The organism is Psychrobacter piscatorii (assembly GCF_904846415.1).
Taxonomy (GTDB): Bacteria; Pseudomonadota; Gammaproteobacteria; order Pseudomonadales; family Moraxellaceae; genus Psychrobacter; species Psychrobacter piscatorii.
Map to the genome: position 1 here is coordinate 1 of NZ_CAJHAR010000039.1, position 21,732 is coordinate 21,732.

Here is a 21,732-nt window from a genome sequence, read left to right on the forward strand (position 1 = left end):
CATTATACTTTATATTTTTATTTATAATAATACATATTATATCGGTATATCATGTATAAAATACTTATGCTAACTTAACATATTATTTTCGTAGCGCCTAGTTGCTTAGTGACTAGAAAATAACTCCAAGAGCACGCGAGTCCACAAAGTATTCATTATCCTTCAGTAATATCTCAATCTAGATTTAAGTTTAATAAAATATAATAAATAAGGTTTTTTGATTAATTTTATTGACCTAAATCTTATTGACCTACATCGATAAGCGCGACATACTCGCTGTCTTAATTTTGCCAAGGAGGGCTATCATGTTTAGTACATTTGCGATTGTCATTACCCTATTATTACTCATGTTTTTTGCTTATCGCGGTTACTCTGTGCTGATTCTAGCACCGATTATGGCGACGCTAGCAGTCTTGTTGTCAGGTGACTTCTTAAATACCATCCCCGCTTATACCGATGTCTTTATGGGCGCGTTAAGTGGATTTTTACTTAAATTCTTCCCGATATTCTTGCTGGGCGCACTGTTTGGGCGTTTGATGGCTGACTCTGGTGCAGCAACTGCCATTGCCAATACCGTCGTCGAAAAGCTCGGTGCCAGCAAGGCCATTCTTGCGGTGATTTTGGTCTGTGCCATTTTGACTTATGGCGGCGTCTCGTTGTTCGTTGTGGCTTTTGCTATTTATCCAATCGCCAAAGACTTGTTTAGAGCAGCCGATATCCCAAAACGTTTGATTCCAGCAGCAATTGCCCTAGGGTCATTTACGTTTACGATGACTGCATTGCCAGGCACGCCAGCCATTCAGAATGCTATTCCAATTCCTTACTACAACACCAACGTATTTGCCGCGCCTATCTTGGGTATCATTGGCGGTACGATCATGTTTATCTGTGGTTGGTTGTGGCTTCAGTCACGCGCCAGAAAAGCAAATGCAGCGGGGGAAGGTTATGGTCAGCATGATGAAGAGGATGTAGGCGGCGTTGGAGCGGCTGCAAAAGAAGTTGAGGTATTAAACACTCATCACACTTCATTCACTGTTGCGATGATTCCGCTAGTATTGGTCATTGGCTTGAACGCTATATTGACCTATGTGGTATTCCCATCGATAGATTTCAGTCGCCTACAAACTCAATTCCCAGAGTTGAATATCGCAGGCTCACTTGGGTTATGGTCAATTATTATCTCGTTGGTCGTAGCTTGTGTGGTATTAATTCTGCTACGTATTGGACACTGGAATAATCTACAAAAAACCATCAACCGTGGTACTTATGACTCGATGTTGCCTATTTTTAATACCGCCTCAGAAGTGGGTTATGGCGCAGTTATTGCCTCACTAGCGGGTTTCCTTATCATTCGTGACAGCATTTTAAACCTTACTCCTGACAACCCTCTGATCTCAGAGGCGGTCGCGATGACCACGCTTGCTGGTATCACAGGCTCATCATCTGGTGGTTTAAGTATTGCGCTATCTACATTGGGTGAAGACTATCTAAGAATGGCCGTCAATGCGGGTATCGACCCTGAGCTGATGCACCGCGTAGCCGTTATGGCGGCAGGTGGTCTTGATACGCTTCCGCACAGTGGCGCTGTCATCACCTTGCTAGCGATTTGTGGTTTGACCCATAAGCAGTCTTATTTGAACTTAGCGATGGTTACGATGGTCATTCCATTGGTCGCTGTGGTTGCTGTTATCATCTTAGGAACGATGTTTGGTTCATTTTAAGTTAATCAGTCTTTGTTACTAATACCTACGCGAATAACACGTAAATAAAAACCCACTTGGCATACTACTTAGTGGGTTTTTTCATGGCTGATTAATAACTACTCTATAACTATCAAATACGATGCAAGGCTATTGTTTATGGTTAATAAATGCCTGCCAGATGAGAAGTAATTACCAAGGAATATCACAAAATTATCTGAATTACGGTATCATAGGCGCACTTTTTGAATTTTTATTATTTTTAGAAGTTTTTAGCATTAACGATGTCGCATCGATGAGCGATCAACCGCTTGAGATGTTCGATAACTAACCCGTTTATATAAAAATATAGGTGATTTTGTGCGTGAGATTCTAGTAACCAGTGCGCTGCCCTACGCCAATGGCTATATCCATTTGGGGCATCTTGTAGAATATATTCAGACCGACATTTGGGTACGTGCGATGAAAGCGCAAGGCCATCAGGTCACCTATGTCTGCGCGGATGACGCACACGGTACGGCAATCATGCTCAAAGCAGAAGCCAATGGCGTCACGCCAGAAGAGCAAATTGCCTCAGTCAAAGCCTCACACGAAGCGGATTTTGCAAAGTTCCTTATCAACTTTGATAATTACCACAGCACTCATTCAGAAGAAAACAAACAGTTCTCTGAGCTGATTTATCGTCGTCTAAATGATGCTGGTCATATCAGCACAAAAGATGTCGAGCAGCTATTTGATCCTGAAAAGCAATTATTTCTAGCGGATCGCTTTGTCAAAGGTACTTGTCCAGAGTGTGATTCACCAGACCAGTACGGCGATAACTGTGAAGTGTGTGGCACTACTTACGATGCAACGGATCTAAAAGACCCACATTCAACATTGTCTGATGCAACCCCTGTCCTTAAAACCTCTAAGCATTATTTCTTTGATTTGCCAGAGTTTGAGCAGTTCTTACAGGACTGGACGCGCAGTGACAATCGCTTGCAAACCTCAGTCGCCAACAAATTACAAGAATGGTTTGAGGCAGGACTTGCCAGCTGGGATATCTCACGTGATGCCCCCTACTTCGGCTTCCAGATCCCAGATACGCCAAGCGATGAGCCAGACAAATACTTTTATGTGTGGCTAGATGCGCCAGTGGGCTACATGGCAAGCTTTAAAAACCTCTGTGATAAGCGTGCTGGTACAGACCAAGCACTTGATTTCGACCGCTACTGGGCACAAGAAAACGAGCACAAAACCGAAGTTTATCACTTCATCGGTAAAGATATCGTGTATTTCCATGCCTTGTTTTGGCCAGCGATGCTCGCGGGTAGTGAACTGCGTACGCCAACAGGTGTTTTTGCCCATGGTTTCTTGATGGTCAATGGCGAAAAAATGAGTAAGTCACGCGGTACTTTCATCAAGGCCGAGACGTATGCTGAGCACTTACATCCTGAATACCTGCGTTATTATTTCGCCAGCAAACTGTCTGATAAAGTTGAGGACATCAACTTAGATTTAGAAGACTTTATGCAAAAGGTCAACTCTGACTTGGTTGGTAAAGTCGTCAATATTGCCAGTCGTAGTGCAGGGTTCTTGGTTAAGAAATACGACGGTATACTGTCTGAAACTTGCGCTGAACCGCGCCTATTAGAAGACATTACCAAAACGGGCGATGAGATTGCTGCTGCTTACGAGAATCGTGAGTTCTCGCGTGCTATGCGCCTCATCATGCAGTGTGCGGACAAAGCTAACGAATATATCGATGCCAAAAAGCCATGGTCGCTAGCGAAATTGGAAGGCACTGAGCAAGAAGTTCAAGACGTCTGCTCGGTCGCTATCAATATCTTCCGTCAATTGATGGTCTATCTGGCACCTGTACTGCCTGAACTGACCGACAACGCCAAAGCGTTCTTAAATCTTGATGATTTGAGCTTTGCCAGTCGTAATGAGTGGTTGTTAGGACACAAAATCAATAAATTCAAACCACTGATGCAGCGTATCGAAGAAAAAGATATCGACGCCATGGTAGAAGATTCCAAAGCGTCATTGGCTCAAGTCGATGCCCCTGCCGCGACTACAGACGTTCAATCTACTGCCAAAAACAAAGCATCAGCAGAGATGAATACAGATGATGAGCAAACGGACTATATTGGGATTGAGGATTTTGCTAAAGTCGAGATGAAAGTGGCACACGTTTTAGAGTGCAATCACGTCGAAGACGCGGACAAGTTACTCCAGTTCACACTGGATGTTGGCGAAGATAAACCACGCAACGTATTTAGCGGTATTCGTAAGTTCTATGAGCCTGAGCAACTGACGGGTAAAAAAGTCATCTGTGTCACCAACCTTGCGCCGCGCACCATGAAATTTGGCGTTTCAGAAGGTATGGTATTGTCAACTGGCAATCCAAAAACTCAGCTAACGGTCGTTACTCTACCTGATAACTGTGTCATTGGTGATGTGCTCGCATAGGAACGTTGCCTTAAGTAATAATTAAAGAACGAAAAAAAACGGTCTAAATAGACCGTTTTTTTTATGGCTGATTGACAAGATAAGTAACAATTAAGCTTTATAGCTCTCTATTCAATAGTTATCTACTCAAAACATCAATAATTTCCAACGTATTATTAATCACTGTCACAATCTTATTGTCTGGCGTACGGATACGCTCGTAACGGTCATCATAACGGTCTAAAATGACAGAACGATCATAGTCCCTTCTATCAATCTTGCCGACTACTCTATAACCGTATTTATCAAGGTCACGCTTGAATGAGGCGTTAGGGCTAGCATTGCGATACGCATTAATATTAGGGTGGGCATTACCGTTATTTTGATAACTGTTATGGTTGTAATCTTTACTAATGTGAGCTGAGTTACTTTTGCCATTTCCATGACCGTGCCTATTACCATGATTGTCTTTTGCAATAGCAGGCAGGCAAATCAATGAGCTTGCCGTAATTCCAGCGATGGTTAATAACTTCAAATTAGCCGTATTCATAATGTTATCCTTGAAATATGCGAATGAGATATTCGAGTGCGTTGTATATTCAATACGTCAACATAATAATGATATGGATTTTGGACGTACTCTACTTCTCATATAAAAAACTTTTGTATAAACATTAGCTTACGTTAATTATAAAGTGGGTTCGTAATAGATGCGTTGCTAGTGTGTACCCTTTTTTATTATTGTTTTATTGAATATAAAGCCATCTAAAAAGCACTATTTTATGATTATCTCTTTAAAATAAATCCTTGTGCTACCCGTCAATGTACCTCTTAGTTGCACCTATGACGAATGCGCTTTAATTTTTTATTGCGATAACTTACATTACTGTCATAATATGAACATAATAATCGACGGAACGATTACTTTAATTAATGGTTAGCCTGCTATTTTGGCATCAACATAGCATTGACTCGGCTAATCTGCATTCTCCAATATCTTTTTTAAAACCAAAGAGAACCAAACAGATCATTTGAGCATTGCTATTAGTAGGCTTGATCAATCTGGCAGTCCTCACTTGGTTTTTATGATTGATATAACCTATGAGTTATCCTAATAATGACTATTGCTTCTACTCTACGCTTAAGCCTATATGGCGTTGCTCTTAGTGCCATTAGCACACTTGGCCTGATAGGCTGCTCGAACTCCTCTACTGACACAGCAGCCACTACTGAAAATAGTGCTGCTGCAGATGCAGAAAAACCTGCCAAATCTATTGCCATTACTCAGATCGTTGAGCATCCATCATTGGATGATATGCGCCGCGGGATTATTGATGAGCTGGCAGACAATGGTTATGTCGAAGGCCAGAATCTGACCGTAAACTTCCAAAGTGCACAGGGCAATACCGCGACAGCAGGACAGATTGCTAAGCAGTTTGCAGGAGACAATCCGGACGCCATCGTCGCCATCTCGACGCCATCGGCCCAGTCGATTGTCGCTGCGACCACTACTATTCCTATCATTTATACGGCCGTATCAGATCCACTAGGCGCTAAGCTTATTACCGAAGATGGCAAGCCTTTTCAAAGCAATTTGACAGGATTATCTAGTCAGCTACCACTAGAGCCGCAGTTAGATTTATTGCAGCAAATAAAACCTGATATGAAAACGATCGGCTACGTTTACAGCCCAGGCGAAGCCAACTCAGTGTCATTGCGTGATAGTCTAAAACAAGCCCTGCCAGCACGAGGTCTGACATTGTTAGACATTCCTGCCAATCGTCCAACCGATATCGGCATGGCAACGCGTAGCTTGCAAGGACGCGCAGATATCATCTATACCTCATTTGACAATAATGTTGCCTCTGCTTTTGAAGCCATGACCCAAGCCGCGAATGAGTTAAAATTACCCATTGTCGCGTCTGATGAGTTCAGTGTGAAACGCGGCGCGACAGCTGCTCTTGGCGTTAATGATTATGACTTTGGTCGTACCACTGGAAAAATGGTATATCGCGTATTAAATGGCGAAGCTATCAATACCATCGAACCTGCCGTCATGAACGATCTAACCTTATATATCAGCCCTAAGCACGCCAAAACGCAAGGCGTTAGTTTGCCAGCAGAGTTGCTAAAAAATGGCATCAATGTTGATGAACAAACGCAAAGCACTGATAACAAATAGCACGAATAAAATAAATAGTGCTAAATAGTAATACTGAAAAATAACCTGTAGCCATCATAAGTGGCTCGCTTTACTCTTTTACCCATCTATTAATAATGTACGGACACATTATTACTTTTAGGAGTCAGAACCATGTTGTATCAAAATCGTTTTAATTTTGGCAAAGCGTTACTACTAGGCGGTGTATGCACTGCTATCTTAACGGGTTGTAATCAATCAGCCCAAGATACCAGCACGACTGATACTGCAGCTACTGGCGATACTGCCACCGAAATGAAAACTGTTGCTATCACTGCTATCGTTGAACATCCAGCACTTGATGATGTGCGCAAAGGCGTGATCGACGAATTAAACGAAGCAGGATTCAAAGACGGTGAAAACCTAACCGTCAACTTCCAAAGCGCACAGGGTAATACAGCTACTGCCGGACAGATTGCTAAGCAATTCGTCGCTGATGCGCCAGATGTGATCGTCGCTATCGCGACACCATCTGCGCAGTCTGTTGCCGCTTCTACTAGCAGCATTCCATTGGTATTCTCTGCGGTTACCGATCCAGTAGCAGCCAAACTGGTACCTAAGCTAGATGGTTCTGGCACCAATGTTACAGGCGCATCAGATGCGCTACCGTACGAGCCGCAAATCGACTTGATGCGTCAAATCATTCCATCATTAAAAAATGTCGGTTATGTCTATAGCCCAGGTGAAGTCAACTCAACGATTATCTTACAAAATCTAAAAGAGAAATTGACACCGCTCGGCATCAATGTATTAGAAGCACCTGCACAGCGTAGTAATGACATCGCGATGGCAGCCCGTAGTCTTGAAGGCAAAGTCGACATGATCTATACGTCGACTGATAACAACGTGGTATCCGCTTACGAGTCACTCTATCAAATTGCTAAAGAAAGTAAGATTCCTCTTATCGCATCAGACACTAGCTCAGTTGAGCGCGGTGCGGTTGCGGCATTAGGCGTAGACTACTATGAGCTTGGCCGTGAAACGGGTAAAATCGTTGTTCGTATCTTGAATGGTGAAAAAGCAGGCGCTATCCCTGTTTATACTCCACAAGCGCTTAACCTATATGTCAGCCCAAAACATGCTCAAGAAGAAGGTATCACTTTGCCACAAGCGGTTATCGATAAAGCAAAAGAAGTGGTAGAATAACGCACCTTTGTATTTGGCTTAGAATAGTAGCCGTAAGCAAGATAGCCATACCAATCAGTGATTGATCGCCATCTTGCGCTGTGATGCTAAATGTTTGACAAGAAACCCAGCTATGAGTCAGTAAGCTGGGCTTCTTGTTTCAGCAGAACCTATTTAAATAGTTTGTTTCATATATTGCTGTCTTTAGCTTGTGGCTTATCTGCTACTTGTTAAGTAAAATACATTTTTGCTCCATTGAATATTACCATGGCTCGAACTATAGCTTTAAACCAAGGTAACTTATGATCGTTGTTAATCGTGACCTGTTTTGGTTTACCCTAACCGCAGATTGCTTAATCTGTTAAATTCACCGCTTAGCTGTTTAGCATTTAGAAGGTTTTGGCAATCGCCTCTCACCTATCTTGATATCATACGCTAGACACTGGGTTATGACTTACTGATCTCTTATGTCTTTAATTGCTTTTTTTGGTGCGCTTGAAAGTGGTCTGATTTATGGCCTCGTCGCACTTGGTGTGCTGATCTCATTTCGTACGCTCGACTTCCCTGACTTAACGGCTGATGGTAGCTTTCCGTTGGGCGGCGCGGTCGCTGGTATCTCTATCGTTGCGGGTGTTAATCCGTGGCTCGCCTGTGCTTTTGGTATGCTAGCAGGCTCAGTCGCCGGTATCGTTACTGCATGGCTGCACGTCAAACTTGGCATCCTACAACTGCTAGCCAGTATCTTGGTGATGGTTGCCCTATATTCTGTCAACCTACGTATCATGGGCGCCCCAAACCTACCATTACTTGGTGAAACGACGGTATTTAGTGCTTTAGTGACTAATGGCAATGGCTATTGGATGCGCTGTCTGATTATCGGGGTCGTCGTGGCGATTGCCATGCTATTTTTAAACTGGTTTTATAGTACCGAAACCGGTTTATCAATGCGTGCTACGGGCTCAAACTTGAGAATGGCACAAGCGCAAGGTATTAATACCTCATGGATGACCATCATCGGTATGGCGATCTCTAACGGTTTGATTGCCTTAGCAGGTGCGTTATTTGTCCAGACCCAAGGTGGCGCTGATATTTCTATCGGTATCGGCACAATTGTCATTGGTCTAGCAGCGGTCATCATTGGTGAGACCATCATTCCTGCCAAGCGTATTTGGCTCATTACTTTTGCTGTTGTGGTCGGTGCAGTATTGTACAAGCTGTTTATTCAGGTCGCACTATCGAGCGATACGCTACGTAGTATCGGCTTTGGTCCGCAAGATTTGAACTTAATTACCGCGTTACTCGTGGTACTGGCTTTGGTCTTACCAAAAGCGAAAACGAAGTTTTTATCACGCAAAGTTCGCGCCTAATGACAGTTTAAGCAAGTGTCAACAGCACTTGCTTTGCTTGAAGAGATAATAAGGAATAACGATTATGATGCAAGCCACCGATTTACAGTTGACCTTTAATCCAGGCACGCCTATCGAGAACCCTGCCCTACGTGGTATCAGTTTGAATATCGCTGATGGTGAGTTCGTCACCGTCATTGGTACTAACGGTGCAGGTAAATCGACTTTTTTGAACGCAGTAAGCGGTACAACGCGCGTCGATAGTGGCTCAATCTTGCTAAATGGCATTGATGTTACCAAAAAATCCGCCCATCAACGCGCGCACTGGGTTGCACGTGTTTTTCAGGACCCAATGGCAGGTACTTGTGAAGCGCTAACGATCGAAGAAAACATGGCATTGGCCTATAAGCGAGGCGGCAAGCGCGGTTTGAAGTTTGCACTAAACCAAAATAACCGTGACTTGTTCCGAGAAAAGTTATCAGTATTGAAATTAGGTCTAGAGAATCGCCTAACAGACCGTATGGGCTTGCTTTCTGGTGGTCAACGTCAAGCCGTCAGCCTTCTGATGGCATCATTGCAGCCCTCTAAGATTTTGTTGCTCGATGAGCATACTGCTGCCCTTGATCCAAAAACCGCCGCCTTTGTTCTAGAATTGACAGATAAAATTGTCACAGACAATAAGCTCACCACTATGATGGTGACGCATTCTATGCAACAAGCTTTGGCACATGGTACGCGTACCGTGATGCTGCACCAAGGGCAAGTGGTCTTGGATGTGTCTGGAGATATTCGTAAAGGCATGACCGTACACGATTTGTTAGATATGTTTGAGCAAACACGCGGCGAAAAGGTCGAAGACGACAGTTTAATTTTAAGCTAATATTTTTCAACTTATGAATGTTACGTAGCAGATATAACTGTTTTAGCTACTCCTAAAACCTTCAAGAAAATTGATTTTTCTTGAAGGTTTTTTGTTATCTATAGTTAATGATCATATGAAGTTTCTGTTGACCATTATATAGTTGTTGTCTATCCATGCTTCGCTATTGTCATCTATCTATGAGGTCTGTCATGCGCAAAATTCCTATTTATTCCCATCCTGCCGCTGGTTGGCCTGCGCTGATCTCCTCGACTCAAAAGCTGATGGACTATCAGACGTTTCTACGGGGCGGCCTAAGTGTATTCAAAAGCAATCAACCTCAAGGCGGATTTGACTGCCCAGGTTGTGCATGGCCCGACCATAAATCGCACAAATCCATCGATGTCTGTGAAAACGGTATAAAAGTCATTGCTAGCGAGACCATGACTCACAAAGCTGACGCCGAGTTTTTTGCAAGACATACCGTGACTGAGCTACAAGGATGGTCGGGTTACGAACTTGAGCACAGTGGTCGTTTATCAGAGCCGATGTATTACGATATCGCACAAGATTGCTACGTCCCTATTCCTTGGGAAGCGGCTTATAGCTTAATCGCTGAGCAGCTAGGACAACTTGATTCACCCGATGAAGCACTATTTTATACATCAGGCCGCGTGACCAACGAGCCTGCCTTCTTATATCAGTTATTTGTGCGCTGTTTTGGTACCAACAATTTGCCAGATTGCTCCAATATGTGTCATGAGCCCACATCAGTAATGCTTAGCAAACAGTTAGGTATCGGTAAAGCAACGGTCATGCTAGAAGATTTTGAGCAAGCCAAACTGATATTGATGTTTGGGCAAAACCCAGCTACCAACCATCCACGTATGCTAGAGATGCTCGCCCATGCGCATGAGCAAGGATGCCGAATCATTTCAATCAATCCGATGCGTGAACAAGGTTTAAGCAAGTTCAGAAATCCGCAAAAACCTACGCATATGGCAGCCGGTCAAAGCGATGATATGGTCGATGATGTCATTCAAATTCAAATCGGTGGGGATACCGCGCTATTGACGGGCATTGCCAAATGGCTGATTGAAAACGATAGAATCAATCACGATTTTATCACCACTCATACCTCAGGTTTTGAACCGCTAAAACAATGGCTAACAGTACAAACTTGGGAAGATATCACGCTTGGATGCGGTATCACTCAAACAGATATTATCCATCTCGCTAGATTAGTAGCTGACAGTTCAGCGACGATTTGTACTTGGGGCATGGGCATCACCCAGCACGTGCAAGGCGATGACAATGTCGCGATGATTACCAATTTACTGCTGCTAATGGGTATGATCGGTATTGATGGTGCAGGTGCCTCTCCCGTTCGTGGTCACTCTAACGTACAGGGCGATCGCACCATGGGTATCCACGAGCGCCCTAGCAAAAGCTTGCTGGACAGTCTTGAGCGTGTCTTTGAGCGCCCTATGCCGCAAGAACATGGCTACGACGTCGTTACAGGTGCCAAAGCGCTTATCGCGGGTCAATTAAAGGTCTTTATGGGAATGGGCGGTAATTACGCTGTAGCCGCTCCTGATACGAGCGCTATTCAACAAGCACTGACCACCACTCAACTCAATATTTTTGTCGGTACTAAGCTCAATGAGACGATGCTATACCCGGGGGCAAATAATATAATTCTGCCTTGTCTAGGTCGTACTGAGCGCATTACAACGACAAAAGGTGAGCAGTTTGCAACGATCGAAGACTCAATGTGTCAGATCGTACCCACTCAAGGCAAGCTAAAACCTGTGAGCGACACTTTAAAATCTGAAGCACAAATTGTGGCAGATATGGCGGTTCACGTGCTCGGTGCCGATTCATCTATTCCTTGGCTTGCGATGAGTGAGGATTTTAACCTTATTCGCGACTATATCGCCCAAGCTATTAACGGTTTTGAAAACTTCAATCAGCGCATTCGCAATTCGGAACGCGGTTTTCATTTGTATCATGCGGCGCGTCACCGTGTATGGAATACTGAGAGCGGCAAAGCGCAGTTTGAAGTACCACAATACCCCATTACGTACGTTGCATCCCAAATGGAAGATGCGCAAGGCATTGATGACGAGAATACAACGCAGAACATAACGCAAAAGGTTTGGCAATTGACCAGCGTCCGTAGTCACGATCAATTCAATACCATGATATTCGGGTTTAAAGACCGCTATCGCCAGACTAATCGCCGCGATGTGCTATTTATGCATCCAGATGAAATCAGCCGCCTAGGCTGGCAAAAAGGTGACCGCATTATGGTGACTCGCCAACGTGCTAAAGACAGTTCAGCTGAACCACGAGTATTGGGTCCATTAGTACTAACGGAGATGGATATTGCCTCTAACGCCGTTGCCGCTTATTATCCTGAATGCAATGACCTGTTTGATTTAGACACACATGCGCCAGACTCTCATATTCCAGCGTACAAGTCGACGACCGTTATTTTGGAGCGCGTCAATGCAGGTGCTCGAATAGCAGAGCCTGCATAAATGACTATAATAACTGAAGATAGCGTTGAGCAAAGTGAGTTGCCTAGCACCACTGCTATGATGAATGATACACCTGAAACCAAAGTGGTTATGACTGGAGCATCTGAGGATAACGTAGTATCTGAGATGCTGCTTGCTCGTAGCCATTTGGCGCATAAGCATTATTACTTATCAGATAATGACGGGCTTAATAGTGAGGAACATACTGCTCAAGCTAATATCGAATCTCAGACCACCAGTTTGGCCATAGAAGCAGCGGTGTCAATCATTATTAATGGTATTCATTATGCCGTACTGATGGCCAGCCCTTACCAATTAGAGTATTTGGCTGTTGGCTTCTTATTTAGCGAGGGCTTGATTCAGCACAGTCACGAGTTACTCGATTGGGAAGTGACTCATCTTACCGATATTGATAGCTACCAAAAGTTTGCTCAGGCTTCAAGAGACGAGAATCTCGAACCATCATCGTTTGAGCAAAGCTTACAACAACTTCAAGATTATGATATTTATATCGTAGAGCTGGTCTTAAGCCAGCGTTGCCATCAACGCATTCAAGCTCAGAAGCGTCAATTAGCAGGCCGTACAGGCTGCGGTATGTGCGGAATCACTGGCCTGACACAAGCATTGCCCGACTTGAGCCATTACTCACAAGCAAATATCCATGGCTCTAAGGCAACCGTGCCAAGCCTTGACTATCTGTTGGCATTACGTCAGCAAGTAGATGCTGCACAGCACACACATCAACTAACAGGAGCTGTGCATGCAGCAGCAACGATATACAATCAGCAGCTATACTTATTTGAGGACGTAGGACGTCACAATGCACTCGACAAATTAATCGGTTGGCAACTGCGACAAAAAGTAGAAGTTGATTGCGTACTCATGACCTCACGCCTATCAATTGAATTGGTACAAAAATCTATTCGTAGTCGCATTCCTTGGCTCGTTGGCATGTCAGCACCGACCAGCACCGCAGTACGCGTGGCTGAACGCTATGGACTTGGGTTAGCAGGATTTTTGCGCAACAACCGAGTCACTTACTACTCGAAGATCTGATCATCCACAGATACAAACAACACCAAAAAGACCAAAGGCAACGATAAAGAGAGCGCTCAGCAGGTTAACATTTGATGTTTAACACTCCTTTGTCCTTTTATTCTCTAATAATAATTAAATCAATAGCAACCCAACCAACTGAAAATAAAGGGTAAATATATATTAATCAAAAATAACGCTTGTTTGCATGAAAAATGACTTGTAATTTGGTATATTTTTGCTAATATAGTCCACCTTGATTGGCTGGATGGCAGAGTGGTCATGCAGCGGACTGCAACTCCGTTAACGCCGGTTCGATTCCGACTCCAGCCTCCAATTATTTATTAACTTTACGTTAATTTTGGCTTGCATTATTATCTCAACCGATTATAATAGCGACCACTTATCTAGTAACTAGATGGTCTATCAGCTAGTTTACATGTTAGATAACACAAGTTTTGCCCGGGTGGTGAAATTGGTAGACACAAGGGATTTAAAATCCCTCGCTAGCAATAGCGTGCCGGTTCAAGTCCGGCTCCGGGTACCATTACATAGTCCTATACTATCTTATAGAACAGCTAAAGCCTCTGATATCAGGGGCTTTGTTGTATCTGGCGTTCTATACTGTCCTGCTCTATCTATCCCAATCCATGCATCTGATGTACACTACTATGTACACTGGTTTTTAAATGTACATTGGGGTATCAGTCATGGAAGCACGTAAACCTATCAGCTCCGATCGCAGCATCAGCAGTCATAAAGCCGATGACAAGGAATATCTGGTCTCTGTCAAAAACCATCCCATGCTTTATCTCATGGTCAGACCTAACGGCACCAAGTCTTGGGTTTATCGCTACCTGTCTCCTACTCATTCAAAAAATAAACGCATATCGCTTGGCGTGTATCCAAACGTATCGTTTTCACGTGCCTGTGAAATTTGGCGTGAATATGAAGAGTTGTTGAGCCGTAATATTGATCCCAAAAACCATCGTGAAGAATTGAAGAAAAGTATTGTTAGTAAAACTAAAAAATCTTTTAATCATTTCGCTTGGGAGTATTTTGAAGGACTGGAGCAGACTCAAAAAGGTAATACGTTGATTCGTAAGAAAGGCCGTTTAGAGCTTATATGCTCTTATATTGGTAATGAGCCTATTAATGAGATTGGCTCACCTAGAATGCTCGAAGTGTTATTAGACATCCAAGCTAACTCCTTAAGTAAAGCTGGCAAGCCTACAGATAAGGCTGAACGCTGTGCAGGTATTGCTAGTGACGTATTTGTCTATGCTGGAGCTCGTGGGTTCTGTAGCAGCAATCCTGCGGCGCTTATTAAGAGTCAATTAGCTAAGTCTAGTTATGGTCATCGTCCTGCCATTACTAAGCCTAAAGATTTGGCTCAGCTACTGCGAGCTATTGAAACCTTAGAATGTGATTTGAATACCATAAACTCCCTTAGGCTATTAGCAATGCTCTTCGTTCGTAATGGTGACTTGCGACGCATGAGATGGAACGAGCTTAATCTAGAGGCTGGCAGGTGGCAACTAAAGCCATTAAAGGGTCAAGGTAAGGTAAACATGGTTAAGGATATGGTTGTTCCCCTACCTGATCAAGCCGTAGCTATATTACGTGAACAGCAAAAAATTAATGGACATACCGAATATGTCTTTTTTAGCGAAACAGCAAAAAAACATCATATCATTTCAGACGCTACCGCTAATAATCAACTACACAATTTGGGTTATCAAAACATACACTGTGCTCATGGTTTTAGAGCCACTGCGAAGACTATCCTGCAAGAGCAGCTAAAGTACTCTCTTGTGCTTGTTGAGATGGCTTTAGGTCATACTACTAAAGATCCTAATGGAACTGCTTACGGTCGGTTTGAGTACATCGACGATCGTAGCGACATGATGCAGAAATGGGCAAACTACTTAGATGCTCTCAGGGAAGGTCTTGACACAGCTGAATTTAGAGCGGATGCTCAGTCACAAGCTGACTCTACTGCCCAGCTACAAGCATTGATTGCTGAGCTAGGAGAGGATAAAGTGCTTGAAATGCTTAAAGGGTAAAGGCGAAGCTTGCCTAAAGTTTGAATACTAATAAACATTGAAAGCTATATTATTAACTAAAAAGCCTTTTTCTCTTTAAAATAAAAAGTCATAAGAATTTGAGTGATTAATTACTTATCTGTTCTGTACGCAGATAAATTGTTTAACTTATAAAAATCATTAAGTAATGCTTGTACTATCTCAAGTACCAATAAGGCAGGCTTTTAGGGTCTCTACCATATTTATTAGCGCCGTCAGTTCCAGGAAATAGGAGCATAAACATTAATATAATAAGGAATGGAGGGAAAACCATACCCCCTATCAAAAGCCATCCTGGTTTATTTATGTCATGCAGTCTTCTAACCAAAATGCTAAAACTTGATACGACACATAAGCAAAATATAACTAGCTTAATTAGTGTAATAGGCGAGGTATCAGACTCGAGTGCAAACTCAAATGCACCTTCACCAGTCTTAAGTATTATAAAAATATTTATAACACTAAATATGTACAACCATGCATTAGTTGTTCTTGTTCTAAAATCGATAAATTGGGTGAATAGCGTTCTAAGATAAGATTGTACAACCTTAATAGCAATATCCTTTTTTCCTAGTAAAATTAGGATAATGAATGTCCCTATGAGGAGAATATTAATCATATACTTATCTTTACCTTGTAAGAAATAACTTGTTATTGAGATTTGGATATTAAAAAAACAGACAGCTTATCGAGTGAACTATCGATACTGCTAATTTTTTGAATAAATTAACAATGTAGCAATATTAATTAACAGTTTTATAATAAGCAACATTAATTTTGAAAAAATTTAACTAATGTTTATTTTCATACAATGCGATAGAGAAAGGTGTTTTTGACAACCTTGAGTAACATCAGGCATAAAAAAAAGAGAGCATCAGCTCTCTTTTTTTTATACATCATTACTAATGTCCGCTTCGAGGTCTAACTGTTCTCATTCAACCTATTATCCACAACCTGCTTCAAACTATGTATCACCGCTGTTTGAAAGGCTTCGTCTTGGATAAATTGCTTATAAAAATCAATTTCCTTGCGACGGTCTGCTACTACAATCTCTTTAACCATACTCTCAAACTCTAGCTTCTTATGCTGCGCGTCGTTAGTGTTTACGTACTTATGCTCAAAGTCAGCGCGATCGGTGAGCCGCTTAGCTAAACTTATAAACTTCATACGCTGCTCTTCTGGTGTGATATGCCAGTTCTTAAACCAACGTTCGTTAAAGTCCTTAATAATTTTCTCTAGCTGGTCTTCATTGTTTTCATCATGAACACCCAGAACATTTGCGTTATTAGGGGTAAGCGTACCTGCATCATCTTTTAATGTAATTTTCTGGGCTAACGCGGTTCGCTCCATCGCATAAGTATTTAAGTCCACAGATTCAAGTAGCTCATCAAGCGCATCGTCTTCACTAGAGCGAACGACAAGTTTAGGTATAAGTGCTTTTAGCAACCAATAGAGCTGCTCCCACTCTACTACCTGAAAAGGCGTGATAGCTGCAATACGACTGTATATCTTGACGAACTGCTTGGACTGCATTTTAAACTCAATTTTAGTATCTTCATCCAAATCCAGCTTGAGATTAAAGCGTTCTGCAAATACATCTATAGTGGCCTCTAACAACGACATCTCAGTACCGCTAAAATAGGCGTCTGCATACTCCTTTAATTCCTGTAGTTCATAGACACCTACTGCATCAAGACTGCCTTTTATCTCATGCAATATGTTTACGTCAGTCGCTTCTGATAACGTAGTCGCAGTATAGTACTTATCAAATGATAGCTTGATGTCGCTTACTTCGTTAAAGAAATCAAGGATGAATAGGTCTTCAGTCCTTTTACCAAGCTTTGGTGCTGAACGGTTGAGACGTGATAAGGCTTGCACTGCTTGCACGTCTTGTAGCTTTTTATCGACGTACATAGCTGTAAGCTTAGGTTGGTCAAAACCCGTCAGGTACTTATTAGCAACGATTAGTAAGCGGTACTCATCCTTATCAAAGTTATCTTTAGTTTTAGAATCCTCAAAGCCATTCATACCACCTTCAGTGTACGCAATACCGTCCACTTCCTTTTCTCCTGAAAAGGCGATAATCATCTTAAAGGGATTACCCATGACTTCTAGCTGCTCATTGATGGTTTTATAGTAGCGTATTGCCATCTCGATATTCTGGGTTACGACCATACCTTTAGCTTGGCCTTTCAATCGATTTTTGCCATAAACATTCTCGATAAAATGCTCTAAGATGATGGCTGACTTAACGTCGATAGTTTGCTGGTCACGCTCAACATGGGCTCTGAGCGCCTTTTGTGCTTTGACAGTGTCGAATTTTTTATCTTCGTTGATGGACTTTTTGATTTCGTAATATGACTTAAAGGTCGTGTAATTGCTTAACACATCTAAAATAAAGCCTTCCTGAATGGCTTGCTTCATGCTGTAGAGATGAAACGGCTTAAAGCTCTCATCTTCTTGCTTGATTCCGAACTTCTCCAGAGTGATGCTTTTAGGTGTCGCAGTGAAGGCAAAGTAGCTGGCATTACCGCGCATCTTACGTGCTTCTATGGCTCGAATAACTCTATCTTGATTAGACAGACTGTCTATATCTTCGTTGTCACTATCCTTTACCCCTAACGCGCGGTTCATATCATCATGCGATGACCCTGTTTGTGAGCTGTGTGCTTCATCAATGACCAGCGCAAAGTTTTTATGAGCCATTTCACTAATATCATCCAGTACATAATGGAATTTTTGAATAGTAGTGATGACAATTTTTTTACCGTTCTCTAATGCCTCTCTGAGATCTTTAGATTTGTTTGAATGAGCAATGATGCCTTTTACTTCGCTAAACTGATTAATATTATCCTTAATCTGTTGGTCTAGTATCTTGCGGTCAGTGACTACAATTACAGTATCGATGATGGGCTTTTCAGGATTAGCGGTATCACTATTTTTAACACTGGAATAGGCTTCAATAAGCTGATACGCCAGCCACGTTATAGAGTTTGATTTACCTGAGCCTGCTGAGTGTTGAATCAGATATCGTTTACCAACACCGTTTTTTTCTACATCTTTGATAAGCTCTCTAACCACATCCATTTGGTGATAGCGTGGGAAATAAAGCGTTTTATCAGAGAGCTTTGGCTTTTTGATGTCAGGGTCATCACAGCCCAAGCGGACAAAGTGGCTGATTAGATTCACTAAGCTGTCTTTTGCTAATACCTCTTGCCATAGGTAAGCTGTTTTAAAGCCATTGGGGTTAAGCGGATTACCGCTACCGCCATCATTACCTTTGTTAAATGGTAAAAAGAATGTCTTATCACCAGCCAAGCGCGTGGTCATATATATTTCTTGGTTGTCTAAGGCAAAATGCACCACACAACGCGCAAAGTTAAATAGCGTCTTTTTGGGGTCTCTATCATTCTGATATTGCTTGAGCGCATTAAACCTAGCCGTCTGGTTCTTATGCGTGCTCTTTAGCTCAAAGGTGGCAATAGCAAGCCCATTGATAAACAGCACCATGTCCACAGACTTGAGCGGTTCAGCAACCGAGTAATGCACCTGACGAGTAACGCTGAATTGATTCTGTTGGTGGTTTTCGACTACTTTTAGACTACTGCTGGCAAGTGGTGCTGGATAAAGAAAAGTTAGGTGAGCATCATTGACATTGATGCCCTTTTTTAGGACATCGAGTATACCGTTCTTTTTGATGATACGGTCAAGGATACTAAGGATAAGCTCCTGCCAATCGTTAGGATTGTACTTGATAACCTTGTCTAGCTCATGCTGCTGGCTGCTATGCAAAAACTGCCAAAACTGAGCGGTGTCGATAGCGTAGCGTTTATCGAAGTCCTTGTAGTCGCCAATCGTATAGCCGTTATTGCCCATAGCCTCTACGATATGGTCTTCAAGCTCTTCTTCAGAAAATTGGCTGGTCTTAATTTGCATATGTATTCCCTTAACTTGCTATCGTAGATTCACCCTATCACTATCGTATCACTCTTAGCAGACTTTTATTTTTCCAGTCACAGCTTGATTGATTAGGATAGTTTTGTATTCTTTTAGCCGTTCGATTTGCTCTTTCTGACTATTCATTGCTCTATTAATAACATTAACCTGCTCATCTATGTATTTAACTAGAACAAGCTGTTCTGATTTAGAAGGTAATGGAAAATCAAAGTTTTTAAGGTTCTGAAAATTAAGACCCTCTCTACCTCCACCTTGTTGAAAAAACCATATTTGCTGTTGTCCAATATTAGAAGCTAATAAGTAATTTAGGAATACTGAGTCTACTTTTTCATTTGGTCTAATGATGCAAACATGTTGATTAACATTTAGTTCAATATCTAAGCTATTGTAATAACAACGACCTAAAGATCCTCCAGTAATATTTAGTAACACATCCCCTTTCTGTACTTTACTATTACCCATAGAGTTATGAACAAATTCAGAAATTCTTGCTACATTATCTAAAGATATTCTATCAAAATGAATATTCTGACTTCTCAATAAAGGTACACCATTATCTATATATGTTGTACCTCCACCCGAAGGTGTAACGCCACTACCAATCTTTGATGTCAGAAACTTTAGTTTCTTGATTTCCCATGCTTCAGGAATATCACCCAGCCAATCAATGCCACTGTTTTTCATTTTGGCATTAGCATCTAAACCTTTAGTCACTACATTTTGGATGACGATTTGCTTATATTCATTAAGTTGTTCAATTTGCCGTTGTTTAAGATTGATAGCTTGGTCAATTTGGATTGTTTTTTGGTCAAGAAAATTAGCAATGGCTATTTGCTCTTTGTATGTAGGAATAAAGGTTTTATAGCTCATAAACCAGTCTTTTGGTATCGTATTTCTCAAACCTCGATACAAAGGTTTCAACTTTTTTTCATTATCTAGGTTCAGATAAAAGTAATATATAAAAGTTTTATCAAAATCGGGTGATACTTCTAACACCGTATAAGCACCTGTTATCATACCGTCAAATTCGGACAAACCTACTGTCCTAGGTGTTTCTTCCACATCAAAAAGACAAAATACGAAATCACCAGCCTTAACTTCTTGATAAGTATCAAATTCAGCTGGGAACTTTCCTTGAGGATTCTCCATATCTCTTTTTACGATACCTTTAAGTGTTAAAGACAATAAATCGTAATCCTCAGATTTTTTACCAACTCTTGAACTTTTGATAGAGAATATATGCTTATTTGATAGTAGCTCCCATCTTTCAGGAATCTGACCCAATTCATTTATACCGCTATCCTTATAACTATCATATTTAGCATAGTCTATTAAAGCTGTAGTACTCATAACTGCTCCTTGACGGACTCAAGGCTTTGTACGCCTAGTATCTGAGCTATTAAGCCATCGGCTTGCTTGTCCAGCGCTACCAGCTCACTGGCTACTTCTGATAGTGAACGCAGCGGCTTGTGCTGATAGAAATATTTATTAAAACTGATTTCATACCCAATCTTGACGCTCTCTAAGTCAAGCCATGCTTCATCAACATGCGGCTTGACTTCATCTAGATAGTAATGATGAATGCTTTGCTTAAGCGGTATCGATTCGTAGTCACGCAAATCACTGCTAGACTCATAGATAACGTACTGGTTCGGCTTAGCAGTGTCTACACCTACGCTGCTGGCAGGATAATAACCGAAGTCAGCTAACTGGTCGGTGGTACAGCCAAGACGGTCAAGTAACGCTTCGAGTTTATCACCGTCCAATGTTGATACTGATTTAATAACCTTTGCCCCTGTTTCATCGTACCAGCTGACCGCGTCAAGGATTTGCTTGCGCTCATTGGCTTTTAGCTTGATGGTATCGTGGCCTTTGAGAAAGCTGGCTACCTTTTTAGTGAGCTCATTAAAATCAGTAAATAGCGCATTGCCTATGTGCGCTTGGATGGCTTTGGCATAATTAAATAAAGACAGCTGATTACCCCATGTCTTAGGGTCGAGTAGCTTTTTGCGTTGCTTAGCCGATAGGTCTAGCTCCTCTTGCTCTGAGAAGGCTTTTAGACTGTCTTTGTTAGCTTTGAAGAACGCTTCATCATACTTGTCAGCATTATATTCGTTGTACATCTGACTCATGGCATCACGGAGCTGATTATCAAATAGTAAGCTATTAATCAGCTCATCTTTCATTTGTGCATGACGACGATCAGGGCGCTCGATAGTCACCTTATGATAGCCAAAGTCGCTGTTGTCAAAGACTTGACTGGCAATACCAACAGGCTCACCTTGAACCGCCCCGAGATTGTCGGAGACTCAACGCTCCAAGAGAATACGACAATGAAAACACGAAAATATACCCCTGAAATGAAAGAGCGCGCCGTCCGTATGCTAATTGAAGCTAAAGACGATTACCCATCCACCTGGTCAGCCATCAAAGCCATAGCGCCAAAG

At 42.1% G+C, this 21,732-nt stretch carries 14 protein-coding genes and 2 tRNA genes; 11 read left to right on the forward strand and 5 right to left on the reverse strand.

Annotated elements, in window-relative coordinates:
* Nucleotides 1-305 precede the first annotated feature (305 nt).
* Together JMX83_RS13350 and metG are read left to right on the forward strand one after the other, a co-directional pair.
* A complete protein-coding gene (locus tag JMX83_RS13350; protein WP_201602696.1) occupies nucleotides 306-1,721 on the forward strand; it encodes a GntP family permease in 1,416 nt (471 codons plus the stop codon).
* Nucleotides 1,722-2,060: 339 nt separating this feature from the next.
* Nucleotides 2,061-4,157: a methionine--tRNA ligase gene (metG, locus tag JMX83_RS13355; RefSeq protein ID WP_201602707.1), complete on the forward strand. Its 2,097-nt coding sequence runs from the start codon at nucleotides 2,061-2,063 to the stop codon at nucleotides 4,155-4,157.
* Between the two features lie 118 nt (nucleotides 4,158-4,275).
* Here metG and JMX83_RS13360 read toward each other — a convergent pair whose 3' ends face one another.
* A complete protein-coding gene (locus JMX83_RS13360; protein WP_201602710.1) occupies nucleotides 4,276-4,686 on the reverse strand; it encodes a hypothetical protein in 411 nt (136 codons plus the stop codon).
* Nucleotides 4,687-5,253: 567 nt separating this feature from the next.
* Between JMX83_RS13360 and JMX83_RS13365 the strand changes: the two genes are divergently transcribed.
* From JMX83_RS13365 to JMX83_RS13405, 9 genes are all read left to right on the forward strand, one after another.
* A complete protein-coding gene (locus JMX83_RS13365; RefSeq protein WP_201602713.1) occupies nucleotides 5,254-6,318 on the forward strand; it encodes an ABC transporter substrate-binding protein in 1,065 nt (354 codons plus the stop codon).
* Between the two features lie 132 nt (nucleotides 6,319-6,450).
* Nucleotides 6,451-7,482 carry an ABC transporter substrate-binding protein gene (locus JMX83_RS13370; RefSeq protein ID WP_102091257.1) on the forward strand — a complete coding sequence of 344 codons (1,032 nt, stop codon included), beginning with the start codon at nucleotides 6,451-6,453 and terminating at the stop codon, nucleotides 7,480-7,482.
* Between the two features lie 446 nt (nucleotides 7,483-7,928).
* Entirely contained in the window at nucleotides 7,929-8,828 is a 900-nt protein-coding gene (locus JMX83_RS13375; protein ID WP_201602717.1) for an ABC transporter permease, read from the forward strand.
* Between the two features lie 64 nt (nucleotides 8,829-8,892).
* Nucleotides 8,893-9,687, forward strand: a complete 795-nt coding sequence (locus JMX83_RS13380; RefSeq protein WP_058024151.1) for an ABC transporter ATP-binding protein — start codon at nucleotides 8,893-8,895, stop codon at nucleotides 9,685-9,687.
* Nucleotides 9,688-9,878: 191 nt separating this feature from the next.
* Nucleotides 9,879-12,209 carry an FdhF/YdeP family oxidoreductase gene (locus JMX83_RS13385; protein WP_201602720.1) on the forward strand — a complete coding sequence of 777 codons (2,331 nt, stop codon included), beginning with the start codon at nucleotides 9,879-9,881 and terminating at the stop codon, nucleotides 12,207-12,209.
* Between the two features lie 90 nt (nucleotides 12,210-12,299).
* Nucleotides 12,300-13,265 (forward strand): formate dehydrogenase accessory sulfurtransferase FdhD, encoded by a 966-nt coding sequence (locus JMX83_RS13390; protein WP_406947641.1) that lies wholly within the window; start codon nucleotides 12,300-12,302, stop codon nucleotides 13,263-13,265.
* A 241-nt stretch (nucleotides 13,266-13,506) separates the two neighbouring features.
* Nucleotides 13,507-13,580 (forward strand) — tRNA-Cys (locus JMX83_RS13395).
* Nucleotides 13,581-13,704: 124 nt separating this feature from the next.
* Nucleotides 13,705-13,791 (forward strand) — tRNA-Leu (locus tag JMX83_RS13400).
* 163 nt (nucleotides 13,792-13,954) lie between these two features.
* The gene (locus JMX83_RS13405; RefSeq protein ID WP_201602722.1) at nucleotides 13,955-15,310 is read left to right on the forward strand and encodes a tyrosine-type recombinase/integrase; all 1,356 of its coding nucleotides are present in this window, start codon (nucleotides 13,955-13,957) and stop codon (nucleotides 15,308-15,310) included.
* A 175-nt stretch (nucleotides 15,311-15,485) separates the two neighbouring features.
* Here the strand turns inward: JMX83_RS13405 and JMX83_RS15445 are convergent, their stop codons facing one another.
* From JMX83_RS15445 to JMX83_RS13425, 4 genes are all read right to left on the reverse strand, one after another.
* A complete protein-coding gene (locus JMX83_RS15445; RefSeq protein WP_201602724.1) occupies nucleotides 15,486-15,947 on the reverse strand; it encodes a DUF805 domain-containing protein in 462 nt (153 codons plus the stop codon).
* A gap of 302 nt (nucleotides 15,948-16,249) precedes the next feature.
* Complete coding sequence (locus tag JMX83_RS13415) at nucleotides 16,250-19,264, reverse strand: type I restriction endonuclease subunit R (RefSeq protein WP_201602726.1); 3,015 nt, start codon at nucleotides 19,262-19,264, stop codon at nucleotides 16,250-16,252.
* A gap of 54 nt (nucleotides 19,265-19,318) precedes the next feature.
* Nucleotides 19,319-20,635 (reverse strand): restriction endonuclease subunit S, encoded by a 1,317-nt coding sequence (locus JMX83_RS13420; protein WP_201602728.1) that lies wholly within the window; start codon nucleotides 20,633-20,635, stop codon nucleotides 19,319-19,321.
* Entirely contained in the window at nucleotides 20,632-21,507 is an 876-nt protein-coding gene (locus JMX83_RS13425) for a hypothetical protein (RefSeq protein WP_201602730.1), read from the reverse strand. Before JMX83_RS13425 ends, JMX83_RS13420 begins: the two co-directional genes overlap by 4 nt.
* Between the last annotated feature and the right edge of the window lie 225 nt (nucleotides 21,508-21,732).